General features: G+C 57.5%; 13 protein-coding genes. 4 read left to right on the top strand and 9 right to left on the bottom strand.

Going from position 1 to position 18,226, the window contains the following annotated elements; translation table 11 throughout:
• The 7 genes from HQL76_16705 to HQL76_16675 all read right to left on the bottom strand — a co-directional run.
• On the bottom strand, positions 1–371 hold a 371-nt coding region (locus HQL76_16705; GenBank protein ID MBF0110808.1), incomplete at its 3' end, for a PD-(D/E)XK nuclease family transposase.
• A gap of 115 nt (positions 372–486) precedes the next feature.
• Positions 487–2,202, bottom strand: coding sequence for a cation:proton antiporter (locus HQL76_16700; GenBank protein ID MBF0110807.1), 1,716 nt, complete (start codon positions 2,200–2,202; stop codon positions 487–489).
• Positions 2,203–2,292: 90 nt separating this feature from the next.
• The gene (locus HQL76_16695; GenBank protein MBF0110806.1) at positions 2,293–3,231 is read right to left on the bottom strand and encodes an exopolyphosphatase; all 939 of its coding nucleotides are present in this window, start codon (positions 3,229–3,231) and stop codon (positions 2,293–2,295) included.
• Between the two features lie 104 nt (positions 3,232–3,335).
• Positions 3,336–5,543, bottom strand: a complete 2,208-nt coding sequence (gene rlmKL, locus HQL76_16690; GenBank protein ID MBF0110805.1) for a bifunctional 23S rRNA (guanine(2069)-N(7))-methyltransferase RlmK/23S rRNA (guanine(2445)-N(2))-methyltransferase RlmL — start codon at positions 5,541–5,543, stop codon at positions 3,336–3,338.
• A gap of 42 nt (positions 5,544–5,585) precedes the next feature.
• Entirely contained in the window at positions 5,586–6,527 is a 942-nt protein-coding gene (locus HQL76_16685; protein MBF0110804.1) for a GDP-L-fucose synthase, read from the bottom strand.
• A gap of 340 nt (positions 6,528–6,867) precedes the next feature.
• Positions 6,868–7,038: a hypothetical protein gene (locus HQL76_16680; GenBank protein MBF0110803.1), complete on the bottom strand. Its 171-nt coding sequence runs from the start codon at positions 7,036–7,038 to the stop codon at positions 6,868–6,870.
• Between the two features lie 265 nt (positions 7,039–7,303).
• Positions 7,304–8,581: an HD-GYP domain-containing protein gene (locus HQL76_16675; protein MBF0110802.1), complete on the bottom strand. Its 1,278-nt coding sequence runs from the start codon at positions 8,579–8,581 to the stop codon at positions 7,304–7,306.
• A gap of 540 nt (positions 8,582–9,121) precedes the next feature.
• Here HQL76_16675 and HQL76_16670 point away from each other — a divergent pair.
• The 3 genes from HQL76_16670 (at position 9,122) to HQL76_16660 (ending at position 14,895) form a co-directional block, all read left to right on the top strand.
• Positions 9,122–12,838 carry a tetratricopeptide repeat protein gene (locus tag HQL76_16670; GenBank protein MBF0110801.1) on the top strand — a complete coding sequence of 1,239 codons (3,717 nt, stop codon included), beginning with the start codon at positions 9,122–9,124 and terminating at the stop codon, positions 12,836–12,838.
• Between the two features lie 93 nt (positions 12,839–12,931).
• Entirely contained in the window at positions 12,932–13,873 is a 942-nt protein-coding gene (locus HQL76_16665) for a hypothetical protein (GenBank protein ID MBF0110800.1), read from the top strand.
• Positions 13,874–14,268: 395 nt separating this feature from the next.
• A complete protein-coding gene (locus HQL76_16660; protein ID MBF0110799.1) occupies positions 14,269–14,895 on the top strand; it encodes a YbjN domain-containing protein in 627 nt (208 codons plus the stop codon).
• Between the two features lie 13 nt (positions 14,896–14,908).
• On the opposite strand, the gene HQL76_16655 is transcribed toward HQL76_16660, so the two are convergent.
• Entirely contained in the window at positions 14,909–15,166 is a 258-nt protein-coding gene (locus HQL76_16655) for a hypothetical protein (GenBank protein MBF0110798.1), read from the bottom strand.
• Positions 15,167–15,652: 486 nt separating this feature from the next.
• Between HQL76_16655 and glgB the strand changes: the two genes are divergently transcribed.
• Entirely contained in the window at positions 15,653–17,857 is a 2,205-nt protein-coding gene (glgB, locus tag HQL76_16650) for a 1,4-alpha-glucan branching protein GlgB (protein ID MBF0110797.1), read from the top strand.
• 159 nt (positions 17,858–18,016) lie between these two features.
• Here the strand turns inward: glgB and HQL76_16645 are convergent.
• Positions 18,017–18,226, bottom strand: a 210-nt coding sequence (locus HQL76_16645) for a DUF3782 domain-containing protein (protein MBF0110796.1), incomplete at its 5' end; no start/stop codon positions are given.

Genomic DNA, 18,226 nt, shown 5'->3' with positions numbered 1-18,226 from the left:
CGCCCCAGATCGAAGTAGAGAATGCTGATGGTGATGACCTTGATGACACTGGCGTAAGGCTTGCCTTCTGTCATGTGTTCGGTAATGGCCTTGGCAGTGCCGTACAACAGGCGTTGCAGGTAGTCCCATTCCCGTTCGTACTGCAACTCAATGATGATGACCTCGTTTCGGCCATTCTTGACCTTGAGATCCACCCGGTTGAATTTATCGTTGCGGGACTCTTGGTTGCCTTCACTTTCCAGAACCTCCATGATACGCACATCGTCCCGGAGAAGTTCGCTCAGGAACCCTTCCAGGATCTCGAAATTGGCCTTGCTGCGCAGCAGGCGTTTCAAGGCCCAGTCGAAACTGATCAACCGCCGTTGTTTCACTTTTGTTGGTCTTCCTTGAAATCCGATCAACCTTCAACTTTGAGAGGAATTGTAGCTTAACCAACTGTCGCATTTCTGGGGTCCACCATAATGATGCCCTTGCCGCCTGAAGGAATCAATGGACGAGAGGCGGGATGTCCGGGTGAAGGATACGGTTGGCGCGAACGTCTTCGAGGTCGCGGGCCAGGGCGGTGGGGGCGATGTTGAAATTGGTGAACACCTTGTGGCACAGGGCGACGGAGGCTTCCAGTTGCAGGGAGATGACATGGTCGGCCCCGAGGGTTTCGAGTTCGGCGACCTCGGTGACGAAGTTGGAGCGGGCGACAATGTTGAGATCGGAGCGCAGATGGCGTGCGGTGGCGACGATGTTGCGGGTGGCGGTGGCATCGGGGATGGTGATCAGGATGGCTTTGGCATCGAGAATGCCTGCGTGTTGCAGGACGGTGGCCTGGGTGGCGTCGCCGAAATGAATGGGGGTGCCGTTGGCCGCTTCGCGACGCACGGTTTCGGGGTTGGTTTCGAGGATCAGGTGGGGAATGCCATGGCGGCGCGACAGAAGGGTGGCGGCCTGACCGTTTTCCCCGTAGCCGATGATGAGAAGGTGGTTGCACAGAGGATTGCCGGTTGTCACCGGGCCGGGCCTGCCCACGGCAATGCGGCGAAACACGGGCCATTGCGCCAGTTTTCGACCGAGCCCTCCCGAGCGTTGCACCAGGTTGGGCGCGAGTGCCATCGTGAGAATCGATACGGCGAGGAAAAACTGATGGCTCATCGGTGACAGCAATCCTTGGGACATTCCTTCCTTGGCGAGAACGAAGGAAAACTCGCCGACCTGGGCCAGGGCCAGGCCCACCGAGACCGAAGCGGCAAATCCGGCCCCCGCGATCAGTGTCGAACCGAAGGCGAGGAGCATTTTCATGCCGATGACCACGGCGGCGACGATGGTGATTTCGCCGAGGTGGTTCAGGAGAAATTGAAAATCCAGCAACATGCCTACCGAGACGAAGAAAAGACTCGTGAAGATGTCGCGGAACGGAAGAATGGAGGCGAAGGCCTGATGGCCGAATTCAGATTCAGAGATGATCAACCCTGCCAGAAACGCCCCGAGGGCGAGCGACAGTTGCGCCACGGAGGTCAGCCAGGCAACTCCGAGGCCGATGACGATGACGGTGAGGATGAACAGTTCCGGATCCCGTTGCCGGACGACGCGAAAGAGCAGGGTGCCGATCAGGCGTCGGACGCCAAACCAGAGAAGCAGGCCGATCAGGGCGGATTTGACGAGAAAAAGGGCGATTTCCTGAAAGGGATGGGCAGAGGTTCCCGCCAGAAGGGGGATGGACAGGAGCATGGGGACGACGACAAGATCCTGAAAGATCAGGATGCCCACGGCGATGCCGCCAAACGTCGAACCCGTTTCGCCCCGCTGTTGCAGAATCTTGAGCACGATGGCGGTGCTGCTCAGGGTGACCAGAAAGCCGATGAAGAGGGCATGGTTGAGGGGAATGGCCAAGTGCCAGGCGATGGCCCCGGCGCACAGGGTCGTCAAAAGCACCTGGAGCCCGCCACCCAGAAACACGGAGCGTCTCATTTCCAGAATTTTCGAAAGCGACAGTTCCAGCCCGATGGTGAACAAGAGCAGCATCACCCCGATTTCCGCCAGTTCCTCGACCTGCCGCACCGAGGAGACCAGGGTCAACCCATGGGGACCCGCAACCACTCCGGTGATCAGAAAGCCCAGGATGGGGGCGATGCGAAAGCGGTGGCACAGATAGACCACCGCGACCGAAAGCGAAAAAATGACCAGAAGCTCGAAAAGAAAAGTGTTGTGCATGAAAAAATAAGGCGTCCATGCCTGTTGGCGGGACCTTGTAGAAGAAGTTTACGTACAAGAGTCCCAAGGATGATGATCGTTTCTATCTTTTCAACCGTCGGCGTTGATGCGGGCGATCAGGTCCTTGAGCACATCATCCGCCTTGTCGTTGTCGATCTGGCAGGTGCCGGCGTTGCGATGACCGCCACCGCCGTAGGCCAGGGCCAATTCGCCGACATTGGTGTTGGAATCACGTTTGAGAATCGATTTGCCGATGGCAAAGACGGTATTTTGTTTCTGAAAGCCCCAAAGGACGTGAATCGATATGTTGCATTGGGGATACAGGGCATAGATCATGAAACGATTGCCTGCCCAGATTGTCTCCTCCTGACGCAAATCGAGGACCACCAGGTTTTCATGAACCTGGGCGCAATCCTGAACCTGTTGCCTGAATTTTTTTTCGTGTTCGAAATAAATCTCGACACGCTCCTTGACATCGGGAAGTTGGAGGATGTCATCGATCGATTTGTCGCGGCAATAGTCGATCAACTGCATCATCAACTGGTAGTTGGATACGGTAAAATTGCGAAACCGTCCCAGTCCGGTTCGGGCATCCATCAAAAAGTTCATCAACACCCAGCCGGTGGGATTGAGGATTTCCTCGCGGGAAAACTGGGCGGCGTCGCCCTTGTCCACGGCTTCCATCATGTCGTGGCTGATCCGGGGAAGCGCGGTCGCGCCGCCATAATAATCGTAGACGACCCGGGCGGCGGATGGGGCTTTGGGGTCGATGACATGGTTGTCGGGTTTTCTGCCGCCGCGGCGGATGGTTTCGCTCAGGTGATGGTCGAAGGCAAGGTAGACGCCATCAACGTAAGGCAGATTGGTGGAAATGTCGCGGTTGTTGATGTCGATCTTGCCATCCTGCATGTCCTTGGGGTGGACGAACTTGATCTCGTCGATCATGTCCAGTTCCTTGAGGATGACGGCGCAGACCAGACCGTCGAAATCGCTCCGGGTGACCAGTCGAAACTTGTTCTTCGAATTCATGGGGACTCCTTCGACATCGAAGTTGGGTTGTTCATTCCATGTTCCATCGGCCTGCGATGACATCGTGCAGCACACCATACCGAAAAAAAAAAAGGATTCAAACCCTATTTTTTTCTCCTCCGGATCAACTTCCACACGCGGTGGATGCCGGGATGTCGGGAAAAGTCGGGGGAAAGGGTTTCGTGGCCGAGATTATGGATCTCCAGGGTGGGACTCAAGGCGGCCTCGTCCAGCTTGAACCTTTGAAAATTGGTGGCGAACAACAGTGTGCCTCCGGGGTTCAGACGGGCGGCGGTTTGCAGGATCAGGGCAACGTGTTCGGTCTGTAGATTCAAGGGGCGGGCCATCCCTTTGGAGTTGGAAAAACTGGGGGGATCCAGGAGGATCAGGTCGAAGCGGTCGTGGGTCCGGGCCAGCCATTCGAGGCAGTCGGCGCGTATGAATCGGTGACCGGGACCGGTGAATCCGTTGCGTTCCATGTTCCTTTTCGCCCATTCGAGATAACGATTCGACAGGTCTACCGTCAGGGTCGTGATCGCCCCGCCGGCGGCAGCGTAGACGGTCGCCGTGCCGGTGTAGCCGAACAGGTTGAGAAACCGGACACCGTGCGCATGTTTGCGAATCAGGCCGCGGACCCGGCGAAAATCGAGGAACAGACCGGTATCCAGTCGGTCTTCAAGATTGACCAGAAAATGAAGGTTGCCCTCCGTCACTTCCAGATACTGTTCCTTGCGTTGCAGGACTCCATACCGCGCCCCCCCTTGTCCCCGTTGTCGGGTCTTGAGAAAAACCATGTCGGGTCGGCATCCCAGGACCTCGGGGATGGCCGAGAATGCCAGCCGCAGACGTTCCCGTGCCCGCTCCGGATCGACCGAACGGGGGGGGAGGTATTCCTGAAGGTGGACCGCCGGGCCATAGATGTCGATGGCCAGGGCGAATTCGGGAATATCGGCGTCATAGAGGCGGTAACAGGAAATGTCCTCTTTTCGGAGCCACCCTTCCAGTTTCTTCTTGTTTTTTCGGAGGCGGTTGACCAGGGCGGATACATCTTCCTCGTGTCGTTTGCCCGGGTTTGCCGTGCTTGATGGCCAGCGCTGTTGCTCGACGGTCGGGTCCACCGGCTGATTCGGTACCGTGCCGGCGTCCGGGAGGGCGACCTCGGGGGGAAAATGTAACAGGTGGCAGGCAATGGCCCCGTTGAACAGGGGGTCCTTGTGCCGGGCGGTCAGTCCGAGGGCCTGGTCGGCGGTTTCCAGTCCGGTGAAGATGGCTCGGTGCCAATCGAAAAAATGGCGCTGGATCAGCGCTCCCAGTCGTTGATGCAGTGTCTGGACCGCGTCGGTCACCCCCATGCGGACGCCGTAGGGCGGATTGGTCGCCAGCAGGCCGGGTCTGGCGGGCGCCGATTCCCGCGCCAGGTGTTCCAGTGGTTGGCAGGCAAAGCGGATTCGTCCTTCGAGTCCGGCCCGGGCGGCGTTGGCGTTGGCGGCATGGATCGCCCCGGGGTGGCTGTCCAGGCCGACGATGGCGGGCAGATGTTCCCGTCCCGCGCGAAACCGTTCCCGTCCTTCTTCGTGGGCGCGCCGCCAGATGGCCGGGTCCATGGGGATCCATCCGGTGAATCCATGGTAGTCGCGAAACAATCCCGGCGGACCGTCTCCCGCCATCAGCGCCGCTTCGATGGCCAGGGTGCCGGCGCCGCACATGGGATCGAGAAAGGGTTCTCCTTCACGGGCCCGTTCGGGCCAGCCTGACAGGAGAAGAATCGCCGCGGCCAGGTTTTCCTTGAGGGGGGCTTCTCCGGGTTGGTGGCGGTAGCCGCGGCGGTGCAAACTTTCTCCCGACAGGTCGATGGCGATCATGACCTTGCCTTCGCGCAGTCGGCAGTGGATGCGTACCTCGGGCCGTTCGGGACGGACCGAAGGGCGTTGGCCGCTTCTGTCGCGGAAGCGATCGACGATGGCATCCTTGACCTTCAGGCCGCCGAAGTGGGTGTGACGAATTCCCTGGCCGGTCCCGAAAAAATCGACCGCGAAGGTGTCGCCGAGGCGCAGATGGTCTTCCCAGGGCAGTTGGATGACCTCGGCGTGCAGATCATCCGCCGAGGTGATGCGAAAACGGGCCAGGGGCAGCAACAATCGCGAGGCGACACGGGACCATAAAACGACGTGGCAGATGGTTTCCAGGGTTCCCTCGAACGCGACGCCTCCCTGGGCGGGGCGTATGTTGCGGGCGCCGAGGGTTTTGAGTTCCCGTCCCAGGAGGGCTTCGGTTCCCTGGGGGGTGGTGGCGAACAGGGCGAAGATCGTCAAGGGAGGAATCCATCTCCTGATAGATAAAGTTACTTTTTCTTTTCAGTTTCGAAAAGAATCCTGATGATCCAGAAACCATCGATAGGTCGCGGCGATGCCCTCCCGCAAGGGAGTTTTCGCCCGCCATCCCAACCCCTGTACCCGTGCGACCTCCAAACGTTTGACCGGCATGCCATCGGGTTTCGACGTGTCGAATTCGAGCGCCCCATCGAAGCCGACGATGTCCCGGATCAGATGGGCCAATTCCGAAATCGTCAAGTCTTCGCCCACACCAACGTTGATGATCTCCTCCGAATCATAGTGGCGCATCAGGAACAAAACGGCATCGGCAAGATCATCGACATGGAGAAATTCGCGCCGCGCCCGTCCCGTTCCCCAGATCACCACCTTTGCCGCTCCCGCGCACCGGGCTTCATGCATCCGGCGCAGCAATGCCGGCAACACATGGGCGTTTTCAAGGTGGAAATTGTCTCCCGGACCATACACATTGGTCGGCATGAGACTGATGGCATTGAATCCATACTGACGGCGATAACTTTGGGCCAGGCGAATGCCGGCGATCTTGGCGATGGCATACCACTGATTGGTCGGCTCCAGGGGACCGGCAAGAAGGGCCTCTTCACGCAAGGGTTGCGGCGCATCGCGAGGATAGATGCAGGAAGAACCCAGGAAAAGAAATTTCTTCACCCCATAACGATGCGCCGCCTCCATGCAGTTGCTTTGAATCTGCAGATTGTCCTGAATAAACTGGACCGGATAGGTGGAATTGGCATGAATGCCACCAACCTTGGCGGCGGCCAGAAACACGAAGTCGGGACGAGTCTCGGCGAAAAAACGGTGGACCGCCTCCTGACACGTCAGATCCAATTCACTGCGGGAACGAAGCAGGAGACGCTCGTACCCCGCCGCGACCAGTCTCCTGACAATGGCCCCGCCCACCAAGCCACGATGTCCCGCCACAAAGATGCGACTGTCCTGGTCCATGTGCCACCCTTGACCGATTACCGGTCCCGGCCGATCCGGAAAACCGTCCTCGTCAATTTGGCAGCGATTTTATGCCATGTCCATCCCAAAAAGAAAAAGCGGGACGATTCCAAACATCGTCCCGCCTGGTCTGATTCCAGCGTTTTCAAGGCCCACGATGCCTCAACCCTCAAGTTGCCTCAAGAGGAACTGCACCGTCCTGGCCTCATTTGTCGCATCCGGTCCACCTTCCAGGCCCCCGGCGAAGAGACCGGGTTTCCGAAGGGGCGTTGCGAATCATTTTGTGCCGGCACTCGGGCCGCATGGTTGCAAGGTTGTCCGCCCCATCCCGGAGGGGCGCTCAATGGACGCTGACGCTGCCGTCCGGCAATCCCTCCAGGACATCGCGCGCCAGTTGCCGGATGGCCCGGTACACCGGCTCGGGTACCGGAAGCGGCTCGGTTTTTCCCAACAGCTTGAAGGCCTGGGAAATGGATTCGAGTCCGACCAGATCGACATCGTCCGCGGGCATGCGGGTGTTTTTTGTCTCCTGTACATTTACATTCGCCGTCCGAACCACTCCCTGGTTCGATTTTGGATTTTCGACGGCAGGTTGAACCAAATGAAGCGCGTTACCGACTGACATGTTGATTGTGTTCGTTTCCATGACACTTCCCTCGATGAACCTTGAGAAAACGTCTCTTGGGGTATTCATCGGTCTGTCCGGTCCTGGGCTTGAGAAAAAAATGCCGACCGGATCGGGTTGCTTGTTTTCAGACTGAAATCGAAGGTGGTGGTCATTGGAACAGTTCCGGTTTGGGCATGAATTGCCTGGGATCGACATTCCACTTTTCCATCGGTTCGGAGCGGATGATCCGATAGCCCTTTGTGGTGTCCTTGATGTGATCCATCAGGTCGAGATCGAATGGTTTTATTTTTTTCCCGGCCCGACCGTCGATGATGATCTTGATGAACGGGTGCAACAGGCTTTCCATGTTGGAACGGATGACCACTCCGATCAGATGGTTTTCCAGCCGGACCAGGGTACCGATCGGGTAGATGCCGACGCACTGGACGAATTTTTGATAGAGTTGCGGATTGAAATGGTTTTTCGACCAGTCGAGCATTCGTTTCAGGGCGACGTGCGGCGGGTTGCCCTTGTGGTAGACGCGGTCGGAGGTGATGGCGTCGTAGACATCGACGATGGCGGCCATCTGTCCGAATTCGTTGATTCCGTCTCCTTTGAGCCCCTTGGGATATCCGGTTCCGTCGAACCGTTCATGATGTTGGGCCGCGACATAGATGCTGATTTCGGCGATGCCGGGGGTGTGTTCCAGGATCTGCCGGCTGAAGGTGACATGCTGCTTCATGACGAGGAATTCCTCGTCGGTGAGTTTTCCCGCCTTGTTGAGGACCCGTTCGGGAGTGCGCATTTTGCCGATGTCGTGCAACATGCCGCCGACTCCGACCTTGATGATGGTTTCCTCTTCCATTTCCAGGGCGCGGCAGAACGACATGAGAAAAACACCGACGTTGACCGAATGCATGAATGTATATTCATCACGTTTTTTGATCAGGCTCAGACTCAGGATGGCGTCGGGGTTGCGGAACATCGATTCGGCCATTCCCCGGACCGCGTCCTGGACCGGCCCCAGGGTGACCTGTTTTCCGAGGCGGGCGTCGGCGAGGACATCGCCGACGATGCGGCGGGCCTGGGTCTTGACCTCGGCGGCCCCGGACAGTTCTTCCTCGAAGGGTTTGGGTATGCTGCCCTTGAATTTCAATTCCTCGTCGTCGTCGAGGGCCATGAGTTGTTCCGACAAGGCTTTTTCGACCGAGTCGATCCGGGTTCCCTCGGCATCGGCGCCTTTGGCGATGTCGATGTAGACCTCGCGGATGCCATGATTGATGACCGCCTGGACCTCGGCCTCGGAGCGCAGAAGCCTGGGGCCACGAAAGGCGTTGGGATCACGGTCTGCGCAGCACGGGTCATGCCAGTCATGGTTGAAATCGGTGACGTGCATCCCTGGCCTGAGCTCGCTGACGGGTATTTTCTTGATCGTTTCCACGCCCATTGTTTTGACTTTCTTTGCGATCGATCGTAAAGGTTGTTCCCTGGCCGAGGCCTCCCCGAATCGGTCCGAAAAAACGATCCCGATGTCGGCACGGATATTGACACCCGTTCACTATAGCATGCCGACCACGGTTTGAAAATATCGGTACCTTTTTTTTGGTGTGCGATTATTGCCGATGGACGTTGTTTCAGGAGGTGATCCGATATTCATGTATTTTGTGTTCCCGCGCATTTCGAGTATTATCCGCGGCAATATTTGAGATTCTTGTTGCGCATGAGCCGACGCTGGCAAACCAGGTTGTACCTGATGTACTATGTGACGCTATGTGACGGATGTGACGAATGATGATGACAAAGGATCATGGAAACCGGTTTCTTTGAAACAGTTGGAAAAATGGATCATTTTTTATTGACTTTTCGGTCGTGGTTCGTTGAAATTGCCCTGTTGCAATGATTTTTGGAACCTTGGTTTGCGCCCCTTGGCCGCATGGATCCGCTTCCGGGCCAATCGAAATCGTTCACCAGCCACGATCCGGTCATCATGATGAAAAACAGACACGCTACGCATCTTTTGTTTGTCGGGTTTCTCGGAGCGATTCTGCTGGTGGGAATCGTCATGGGTCCTGGCCATGCCCTTTCGGGGGAGGGAACTTCCGTGGCAGTGCCCGAGGGGGCCAGGGAGGGTGTGTCCAAACCGGAGGCCTCCAGGGAGGCGATGGGTCCCGGTCAGATCGAGGAATTGAAGAAAAAGGCGGAAGGGGGCGATGCCGAGGCGCAGTTCCGGCTGGGCAACATGTATTATCTGGGGACGGGTGACAAGGGGGATGCGGCGCAGGCGCGGCATTGGTTCGAGAAGGCTGCCGCGCAGGATCATGTGGAGGCGCAGGCGAGCCTTGGGATATTGCTGTACATGGGGGCGCGGAAGGAACAGGACATCGTCCAGGCGGTCGCGTGGTTTCGCAAGGCGGCGGGGCACGGGCATCCCGGGGCGTGCAAGCATTTGGGAATTCTCTACGATACCGGGCAGGGGGTTGCCCAGGATCCGACGGAAGCGGCCAAATGGTATGGATTGGCGGCGGCGGGTGGGCACCCCGACGGGGTGCGTCTGCTGGAACGGGCGATGGAACTGGCGACAAAGGCCAAAAATCCCGACGGCAAACAGATTGCCGAACTCCAGGAGCAGTTGGCCCGGCTCAAACAGGGGACCGAAGCGGCGCCCGCCGACCCTCTGGCCAATCTTTCCCTGAGACTCAACCAGACGCTCGACCTTCAGAATCAGGGGCTCTACGACCAGGCCCATCCCGCACTGAGCAATATTTGTGGTGAATTTCTCAAGAGTGCCGGGGAGAAACATCCCGAGACGGGATGGTGTTTCAACCGTCTGGCGGTCCTGGAAGGGGTGATGGGACGGCTGGACGATGCCGAGGCATCCTTCAAGCGGGCGTTGGCGATGCAGCGCGCCGCCTTGCCGGAGAACCATCCCGATCTTCTGACGACCCTGACCGACCAGGCGGAACTCTTGCGCATGAGGGGGCGGTTCAAGGAGGCCCGCGCCCAGTTGGAGGGGGTGATCGCCAAGACGACCGATGGCGCCCTGGCCGAGGTGCGGATGATGGCCAAGGGCAATCTGGCCAAGGTGTTCGAGGAACAGGGTGAATTCGCAAACGCGGTCGCGCTGACGCGGGAGATCCTCGACCACGAGACCACGACCCTGGGGGCCGAGCATCCCAATCGTCTGACCACGTTGAACAATCTGGCGGGTCTCGGGCGGCGGATGGGGCAATATCTGGAGGCGGAGAAGAACTATCGCGAGGCGTTGACCGGGTTTACCCGGATGCTTGGCTCCGAACATCCGGCGACGATCACCCTGATGAACAATCTGGCGATGACGCTGGAAAATTCGGGAATGTACGATCAGGCGGAACCTTTGTTCCGTCAGGCCCTGGAGGTATCGCGGAAAATCTTGGGAAAAGATCACCCGACGACGATGGCCAACATGAACAACCTGGCCCTGTTGCATGAGAGCCAGGGGGTGTTCGAGAAGGCGGAAGCCTTGTACACCAGCGCTATTGCCCTTTCGGAGGCGAAACTGGGGCCGAATCATCCCGACACCATCGCCTTTGTCAACAATCTGGCCTACCTTCACATGATGAAGGACGAATACAAGGAAGCGGGGCTGAAATTTCAAAGGGTGTTGTCGGTCTGGCAGGGGGATCTGGGGGAGAAACATCAGAAAACCCTCAAGGCGATGAACAACCTGGCGCGGGTGGAGCACAAGGGGGGGAATCTCAAGCAGGCCGAAACCTTGTTTCTCCGGGCGCTGTCGTTGCGCAAGGAGGCCCTGGGGGAAAAACATCCCGATGTGTTGCGCACGATGCACGATCTGGGGGCGTTGTATCGGACCCAGAAGCGGACCCGGGAGGCGGTCGAAGTGCTCAAGGCGACCCTCAAGCTGGATGAGGAGGTCCTGGGCAAGGAACATCCTTACACTTTCGAGACCCGCAATACCCTGGCGGGGGTCCTGGAAGACGCTGGAAACATCGAGGAAGCGGTGACGTTGCGTCGCGAGGGGTTCGACCGGCGTTCCGATTTTCTGAACCGGATGTTGTGGGTGGCGGACGAGAATGCGCGTGAAGGCTATGTCCGGTTGCATGCCCCCGAGTTGAATGCCTATCTGTCGCTCCTGACCCGCCTGCCCGCGGAACGGGCGGCGCGGGATGTGTTGAACGCAAGCCTGCAACGGAAGGGTTTGCTCCTCAAGATCACCTCCGAGATTCAGCAGGTGAGTCAGATTGCCAATGATCCGGCGCTGAACGAATTGACGGGGCGGTTGATCCAGGCGCGCAAGGAACTGGCTGCCCTGACGCTTTCCGGACCGACCTCGGATCCCAACGACAACCATCTGGAGAAGGTCAACCGTCTCGAAAGCACCGTCGAGGAGATCGAACGGCGCCTGGGACAGTCGAGCCAGCGTTATCGGCATACGATCCTTGAATATTCGGTCGATCAGGTCGTCGCCAATCTTCCTGCCGACGCGGCATTGGTCGATTTTCTGGTATTCGGCCAGGAGGGGAAGAGCCGGCTCATGGCGAGTGTTCTGGTTCACAAGGAGGGAAAGCCGCAATTTCATTTGGTGGTCTATCCGGACCTGGAGGAAATTCAGAAAGGGGTGGTGGAATATCGGACGAGTATCCAGAGCGAGGACATGGAGGAGGAGGAGGTTCGGGAGGTGGGGCAGAGGATGTATGATCTTGTCTGGAAACCCATCGCGGAAGCCCTGGGGCCGCGTGAAGAGATCTATCTGGTTCCCGACGGGATGCTCAACATTCTTCCCTTCAATGCCCTGGTCGATGCGGACAACCGTTATCTGATCGAAAAGATCAAATTGCGGATTCTTTCTTCGAGTCGTGATCTTCTGCCGTCCAACATTCCCGCCGCCAAGGGGGAGATGATGGTCATCGCCGGACCCGATTATGATTCCAAAAAGGTGGCGGATGCGGTACAATTGGCGGAAGTCAGCAAAAAGCGGGCGGGAGCGGTTCTTCAAGGGGTGCGTGGCGCGGGCGGCGGCATGCGCGGACTGCACTTCGATCCCCTTCCCGGCGCCGAAAAAGAGGGCAAGCTGATCATCGACCAGGCCAGGGAGAAGGGGCAGAACAACCAGATCTTCACCCAGAACGATGCCCAGGAAAAGATGGTGCAGAGTCTCAAGACGCCACCGCGGATGATTCATGTCGCCACGCATGGGTTCTTTCTCAAACCCGACGATAGTCTGAAAAAACGATTGTTGAAACTGCAACGGGGTGCCGATCTTCACCTGCCTCCTCCCGGGGACAACCCCTTGCTGCGGGCGGGACTGGCGTTTGCCGGAATCAATTCCAACGCCCCTTTTCTGGGCGAACTGGATACGGTCAACGATGGGGTGTTGACGGCCCTTGAAGTGTTGGGTCTCAATCTGGAAGGGACACAGCTTGCGGTCCTGAGCGCCTGCGAGACGGGGTTGGGTGAGATTCACGAGGGGGAGGGGGTTTACGGCTTGCGGCGGGCATTTGTCGAGGCTGGGGTGCAATCGATTGTCGCTTCGCTGTGGGAGGTGAGTGATGCCGGTACCCAGAATCTGATGACCCGGTTCTATGGAAAACTGATGACCGGTCAATCGGTGGCGACGGCCATGAGGGAATCGCAACTGGAACTGTTACGCAGTTCCGAATGGAGCAATCCCTACATCTGGTCGGCGTTCATGTTGATCGGGAAATAGCGGCGGAGATTCAATCGCGTTTGCGACCCAAGGAACGATCCGGGGTCGTCACTCGCATTTATGAACAATTACCATCATCATTGGAGAAGGGTCATGAAATCGCATCTGTTCAAGTACAGTTTCCTGCTGATGGCCGTTTTTGTATTCGGATTGGCCAGCCAAGCCCTGGCGCTTGCCCCGCCGGTGGCGATGCTGACCCAGGTCAAGGGGACGGTGGAAGTTTCCAAGGACAAGGATTGGAAGAAAGTCACCTCCAACAAGATCATCTTCGACGGTACCAAGGTTCGTACCGGAGCGGATGGGTCGGTCACCATCGTCAACCAGGCCACCAACACAAGTCAGAATCTTGCCGCCAGCAGCGAAATCGAAGTGACCGCCGCGGCGATCAAGGTGGTTTCGGGTACCCTGTCGGAGCCTCAGAAATCGGGCGATTCGATCCTTGCGAGCCTCAATCAAAGGCTTGATCAGGCCCAACGCTATACCACGGTGCGTCGCAGTGTCGACAAGAAGGACAAGGAACCCAAGTTGATGACCGCGCGTGAAATCACCCTTTCCGAGGCGCATCCCGATCTGGTGTGGGCCAACATGGGTGAGGAATACAGCTATCGTCTGATCATTGACGAGAAGGGGACCGAAGTTCCCGCGGCCAAGGGCGAGATGGTTCGGCACAAGGTGGCTGGTTTGACTCCGGGGGCCCACAAGTATCGGGTCGAAGTGGTGAAGGATGGGGTATCGGTGTTTTCGCCGAAGGGGGACCGCACCTTGACCTGGTTGGGTGGTCCGGCGTTGGACGAGTTCAACAAAAAGTTGGAAGAGATCAAGGCGGCGACTTCGGGTGATGCGTTTATCGTGGCCAATTTCCTTGATGAAAAAGGGCTGACCGTGGCTGCCATGGACATGTATCAACAATATTTCAAGGAAAATCCTTCCGAAACCGACATGTTTCCGCTTCTGATCAAGGCTTATCATGATCTCAAGCTGGACAGTCTGAAAAAGCAGGCGGCGTTGGATTACAACAAGGATTCCGCCAAGTGAGTTCGCGAGGGTCTCTGGTTACTGGAATTTTGTGATGGGAGGGCGCCGGGAAGGGGAAACTTTCCCGGCGTTTTATCGTTGGCCCAAGGGAAAAAGGAACTGCCCAGGTCCCCCCAGTGCCCAGGATTATTGAAAGAAAAAAGGGGTCTGGGGGATTGCCCCCAGGGTTTTGTTTTTGACTTTGACTTTGTTTTTCCACGCGCCCTTTCACCCGAAGCGAATTTCCGCGGTTTCTCGCAAAAACCACGCGAGAAAAATCAAAACCCTGGGGGCAATCCCCCAGACCCCTTTTTTCTTTCAATAATCTCGAACCGTGGGGGGCTGGGTCGTTACGAATTAAGAACGCTTGCTCCCATTGGGCACATTGGGGATAATCAATTCCTGGTTCCGGCCCCTTGATCAAGATGTGGTTCGGTCTTGGCTTGGGTCTGGGACATTGGGAGTCGCGGCTGCGACTGTGGTGGTACACGTCCGAAGGGCATCGTGTCGATGGCCCACGAGAGGGATTCATGAGCGGATCGTCCAACGTGGACTTTTCTTTTTCCGATACCGATCATCACAACCCCATCAGTCTGGTGGAAGACTATGTCATTCGCCAGGATTGGGGCGCCGAGCGGGCCAATGAATTTGAATTGTGGGCCGAAATACCCGGTCAATGGGGCAGCGAGCGCCTGTGGGCGGTCTATCATGACGATACGTGTTTTCTCCAGATGAACTGTTATTTGAACCTGAAGGTTCCTCCGCGTCAGTTACAGCGGGCCAGTCATCTGATCGCCATGATGAACGAGCGGGTATGGTTGGGGCACTTTGAAATCTGGAGCGAGGAGCAGATTCCGGTATTTCGGGTCGTGGTTCCCTTGCGCAACAGTGAATTCAAGGAAGAGCAGCTCGAAGACATCATGTCGGCGATCCAGGAGGAGACCGATCGGTTTTTTCCGGCATTGCAATGGGTGCTCTGGGGGGGAAAGACCCCCGAGGAGGCCATTGCCGCCGCCATCATCGATACCGAAGGAGAGGCCTGAGCGGGTCTCATGCTCAGAATACCGCCTGGGAGGTCGAGAATCCCGCCTTGCGGGTGCTGAGACGGGCGGCCGTTTCGGAAAGACTGACCTTGTAGGCCCTGGAGGCAAGGGTGGTATCCTTGGAGATCATGTCCATGCTGTTGATGGCGAGGGATTCGAAAATGCCGATCTGATGTTTGCTCGCGTTGGCCTTGGTCCGTTCTGCCAGTCCATGGGCCGCTGCCTGTCCCATATCCGATGAAAACATGTGGTTGACGCCGTAGATGCTCATGAACCGCGACTCCTGTTGAGATGATCGAAACATGACCCAGGGCAAAACCGGGCATCAGGGTTGTCTGTTTTTTTTCATGTTGAGACGGTGCGCCCCCTCTGACCTGATGTTCATTAAGAGACAGGGTACCTTTTTTCCCCGGTGCTGAAAAGGATAATCCGAGGAGGGCTGCGTGTCTTGAAGGAGGAGGTCCTGGGTTGGGATGTCGGGTCGAGGAACGCAATCCATTGGATCCGGACGTATATCTTGATATGCTAGGGGGCTATTTGTGGCGATTTTCCGAAGAACCGGAGTCAACGTCCTCACCAGGATGCAACTGCCAGAAGGCCACCGGGTTGCCCGTGGCTGGGATTTCGAAGCGATGCGGATCGTTTCGGAATCGGTTTCCGGTCCTGTCGGGCCGGAGGAGGGGTGAAACGATCCGGTTGAACTTCCAAAGACGTACCGGGGAGAAAAGTTTCTATGGAAAGCATGAAGAATGACGTGATGGAATTTTTGTTCGCCCCTCACCAGATCGATCAGATTGTCTATGGCGATTGCCGCGACCCGTTTTCGGCGTTGGGGATGCACCCGATTCCGTCGGGTGGAGTGAGTGTGCGGGCCTTTCTGCCCGGGGCGCACTCGGTATCGGTGATCCGGCGCGACACCGGGGAGACGGTCTGCGAGATGACGCGGATACGGGACGAAGGATTGTTCGTCGCCATTCCCCGGGGCGTCAAGGAGATGTTCGGCTATCGTTTTCGGGCCGATTTTGGCAATGGTCCCCTGGAGATGGAGGACTCCTACCGGTTCTGGACGGTTCTGGGGGAAATGGATGCCTATCTGTTTTCCGAGGGACGGCATTGGGAGATCTACAATCGTCTGGGGGCGCATTGTCAGACGTTGGACGGGGTGGATGGGGTGCTGTTTGCGGTTTGGGCGCCGAATGCGCGGCGGGTCAGCGTTGTGGGAAGTTTCAACAATTGGGATGGCCGGCGCCATCCGATGCGTTTGCGGGTGGAATGTGGCATCTGGGAACTGTTTGTCCCTGCGGTTCATCCCGGGGATCTGTACAAGTACGAAATCAAGGGGGCCTATGGTGATCTGCTCCCCTTGAAGGCCGATCCCTATGGCCGCGCCAACGAGGCCCCTCCGGGCAACGCTTCCATCGTCGTGGGCAAGAGCGACCATGTGTGGCAGGACGAGGGATGGTTGCGGGATCGCGAAGGCTGGGATCCACTGCATAAACCGATGGCGATCTATGAAATTCATCTGGGATCGTGGAAACGCAACCCCAATGAGAACAACCGCTATCTGACCTATCGGGAGCTGGCCGACGATCTGGCGGAATACCTGGGCGAAATGGGCTTCACCCACGTTGAACTTCTGCCGATTTCCGAACACCCTTTCGATGGGTCCTGGGGGTATCAGCCCACCGGCATGTATGCCCCGACGCATCGGTTCGGGACTCCGGACGACTTCAAATATTTTGTCGATCGCCTCCATCGCGCCAACATCGGGGTGTTCATGGATTGGGTTCCCGGGCATTTTCCGACCGATGGCCATGGCCTGGGCCGGTTCGATGGGACTGCGCTCTATGAACACGACGACCCGAGGCAGGGGTATCATCAGGATTGGAACACCCTGATCTACAACTTCGGCAGGACGGAAGTGACCAATTTTCTGGTGGCCAACGCCTTGTTCTGGATCAAGGAGTATCATCTGGATGGGCTCAGGGTCGATGCCGTGGCTTCGATGCTCTACAACGACTACAGTCGCCAGCCGGGGCAATGGATTCCCAACTATTATGGTGGCAACGAAAACCTGGGGGCCATCGCTTTCCTGCGTTCCTTGAACGAGCAGGTTTATGCCCAGGGGCGTGGCGCGATCACCATCGCCGAGGAATCGACCTCCTGGCCCATGGTATCCCGACCCACGAGCATGGGGGGGTTGGGCTTCGGCTTCAAGTGGAACATGGGATGGATGCATGACACGTTGCAATACATGGCCAAGGATCCGGTGCATCGCCGGCACCATCAGAACAATCTGACGTTCGGCATGCTCTACTGCTACAGTGAAAATTTCATTCTCTCGCTGTCGCATGACGAGGTGGTTCATGGCAAACGCTCGCTGTTGGACAAGATGTCGGGCGATCCGTGGCAGCGTTTTGCCAATCTGCGGACCTATTTTACCTTCATGTTCACCTATCCGGGCAAAAAACTGCTGTTCATGGGGATGGAATTCGGTCAGGGATTGGAATGGAACCACGATACCAGTCTGGATTGGCATTTATTGGACCATGTTCCCTTTCATCGTGGGGTCTGGCAGTTGGTGCGTGATCTTGGGCGGCTCTATTCATCCAACGCCGATATTTACGGTCTCGACCACGAGCCGGGCGGTTTCGAGTGGATCGATTGTCATGACATCGACCAGAGCGTCATTTCCTACATTCGCAGGAGCAGGAACAGCTCTGGCGTGGCGGTCGTCGTCTGCAATTTCACCCCGGTCATCCGGGACAATTATCGGATCGGGGTTCCCCTGCCGGGGGTCTACATCGAGCGGATCAACAGCGATGCCCAGGAGTATTGTGGCAGCGGTGTCGGTAACGAGGGACAGGTACAGGCAGAGGAAATCCCGGCCCATGGCCGTCCTTATTCGCTCAATCTGCGTCTGCCTCCCTTGTCGGGATTGGTATTTGTCTTGCAGCCGTGAGCGGCGCGATTCTTCACTCGTCTCTCTCCCTCCGGGAGAGGGACGAGGTGAGGGCAGGTTCAGGCCAAAGTTTGGACGGGAAGTGGATGGTGCCTCCGGGTACCTCCATGATCCGTCGCCGAGACACCATGATCTCAGGGGTCATGCGGAAACGCATCGTCACCAGGTCCGTGGGATAAACGTTTTCTCATTGGCCAGTGTGACGCTGTCGCCGGACTGGACGATGACGAACAGCCCTTCATTCATGGCGAATCGATCGACATCCTTATCGATCAGGATGCCGGCCACGGCGCCCATGACCCGTGCGCCACCTTCGCCTTCGTAGAATTCCTTGTATTCACGCACCCGCTTCAGATGATCACGGACATC

The organism is Magnetococcales bacterium (assembly GCA_015228815.1).
Classification (GTDB): Bacteria; Pseudomonadota; Magnetococcia; order Magnetococcales; family UBA8363; genus UBA8363.
This window is presented reverse-complemented; position numbering and strand designations above follow the sequence as displayed.

Bases quoted from the DNA above. Each gene is read 5' to 3' on its own strand.
- HQL76_16695 (MBF0110806.1), bottom strand. From the start codon at position 3,231: ATGAATTCGAAGAACAAGTTTCGACTGGTCACCCGGAGCGATTTCGAC.
- HQL76_16665 (MBF0110800.1), top strand. From the start codon at position 12,932: ATGAAATCGCATCTGTTCAAGTACAGTTTCCTGCTGATGGCCGTTTTT.
- HQL76_16685 (MBF0110804.1), bottom strand. From the start codon at position 6,527: ATGGACCAGGACAGTCGCATCTTTGTGGCGGGACATCGTGGCTTGGTG.
- glgB (MBF0110797.1), top strand. From the start codon at position 15,653: ATGGAATTTTTGTTCGCCCCTCACCAGATCGATCAGATTGTCTATGGC.
- HQL76_16700 (MBF0110807.1), bottom strand. From the start codon at position 2,202: ATGCACAACACTTTTCTTTTCGAGCTTCTGGTCATTTTTTCGCTTTCG.
- HQL76_16680 (MBF0110803.1), bottom strand. From the start codon at position 7,038: ATGCCCGCGGACGATGTCGATCTGGTCGGACTCGAATCCATTTCCCAG.
- HQL76_16670 (MBF0110801.1), top strand. From the start codon at position 9,122: ATGATGAAAAACAGACACGCTACGCATCTTTTGTTTGTCGGGTTTCTC.
- HQL76_16675 (MBF0110802.1), bottom strand. From the start codon at position 8,581: ATGGGCGTGGAAACGATCAAGAAAATACCCGTCAGCGAGCTCAGGCCA.
- HQL76_16655 (MBF0110798.1), bottom strand. From the start codon at position 15,166: ATGAGCATCTACGGCGTCAACCACATGTTTTCATCGGATATGGGACAG.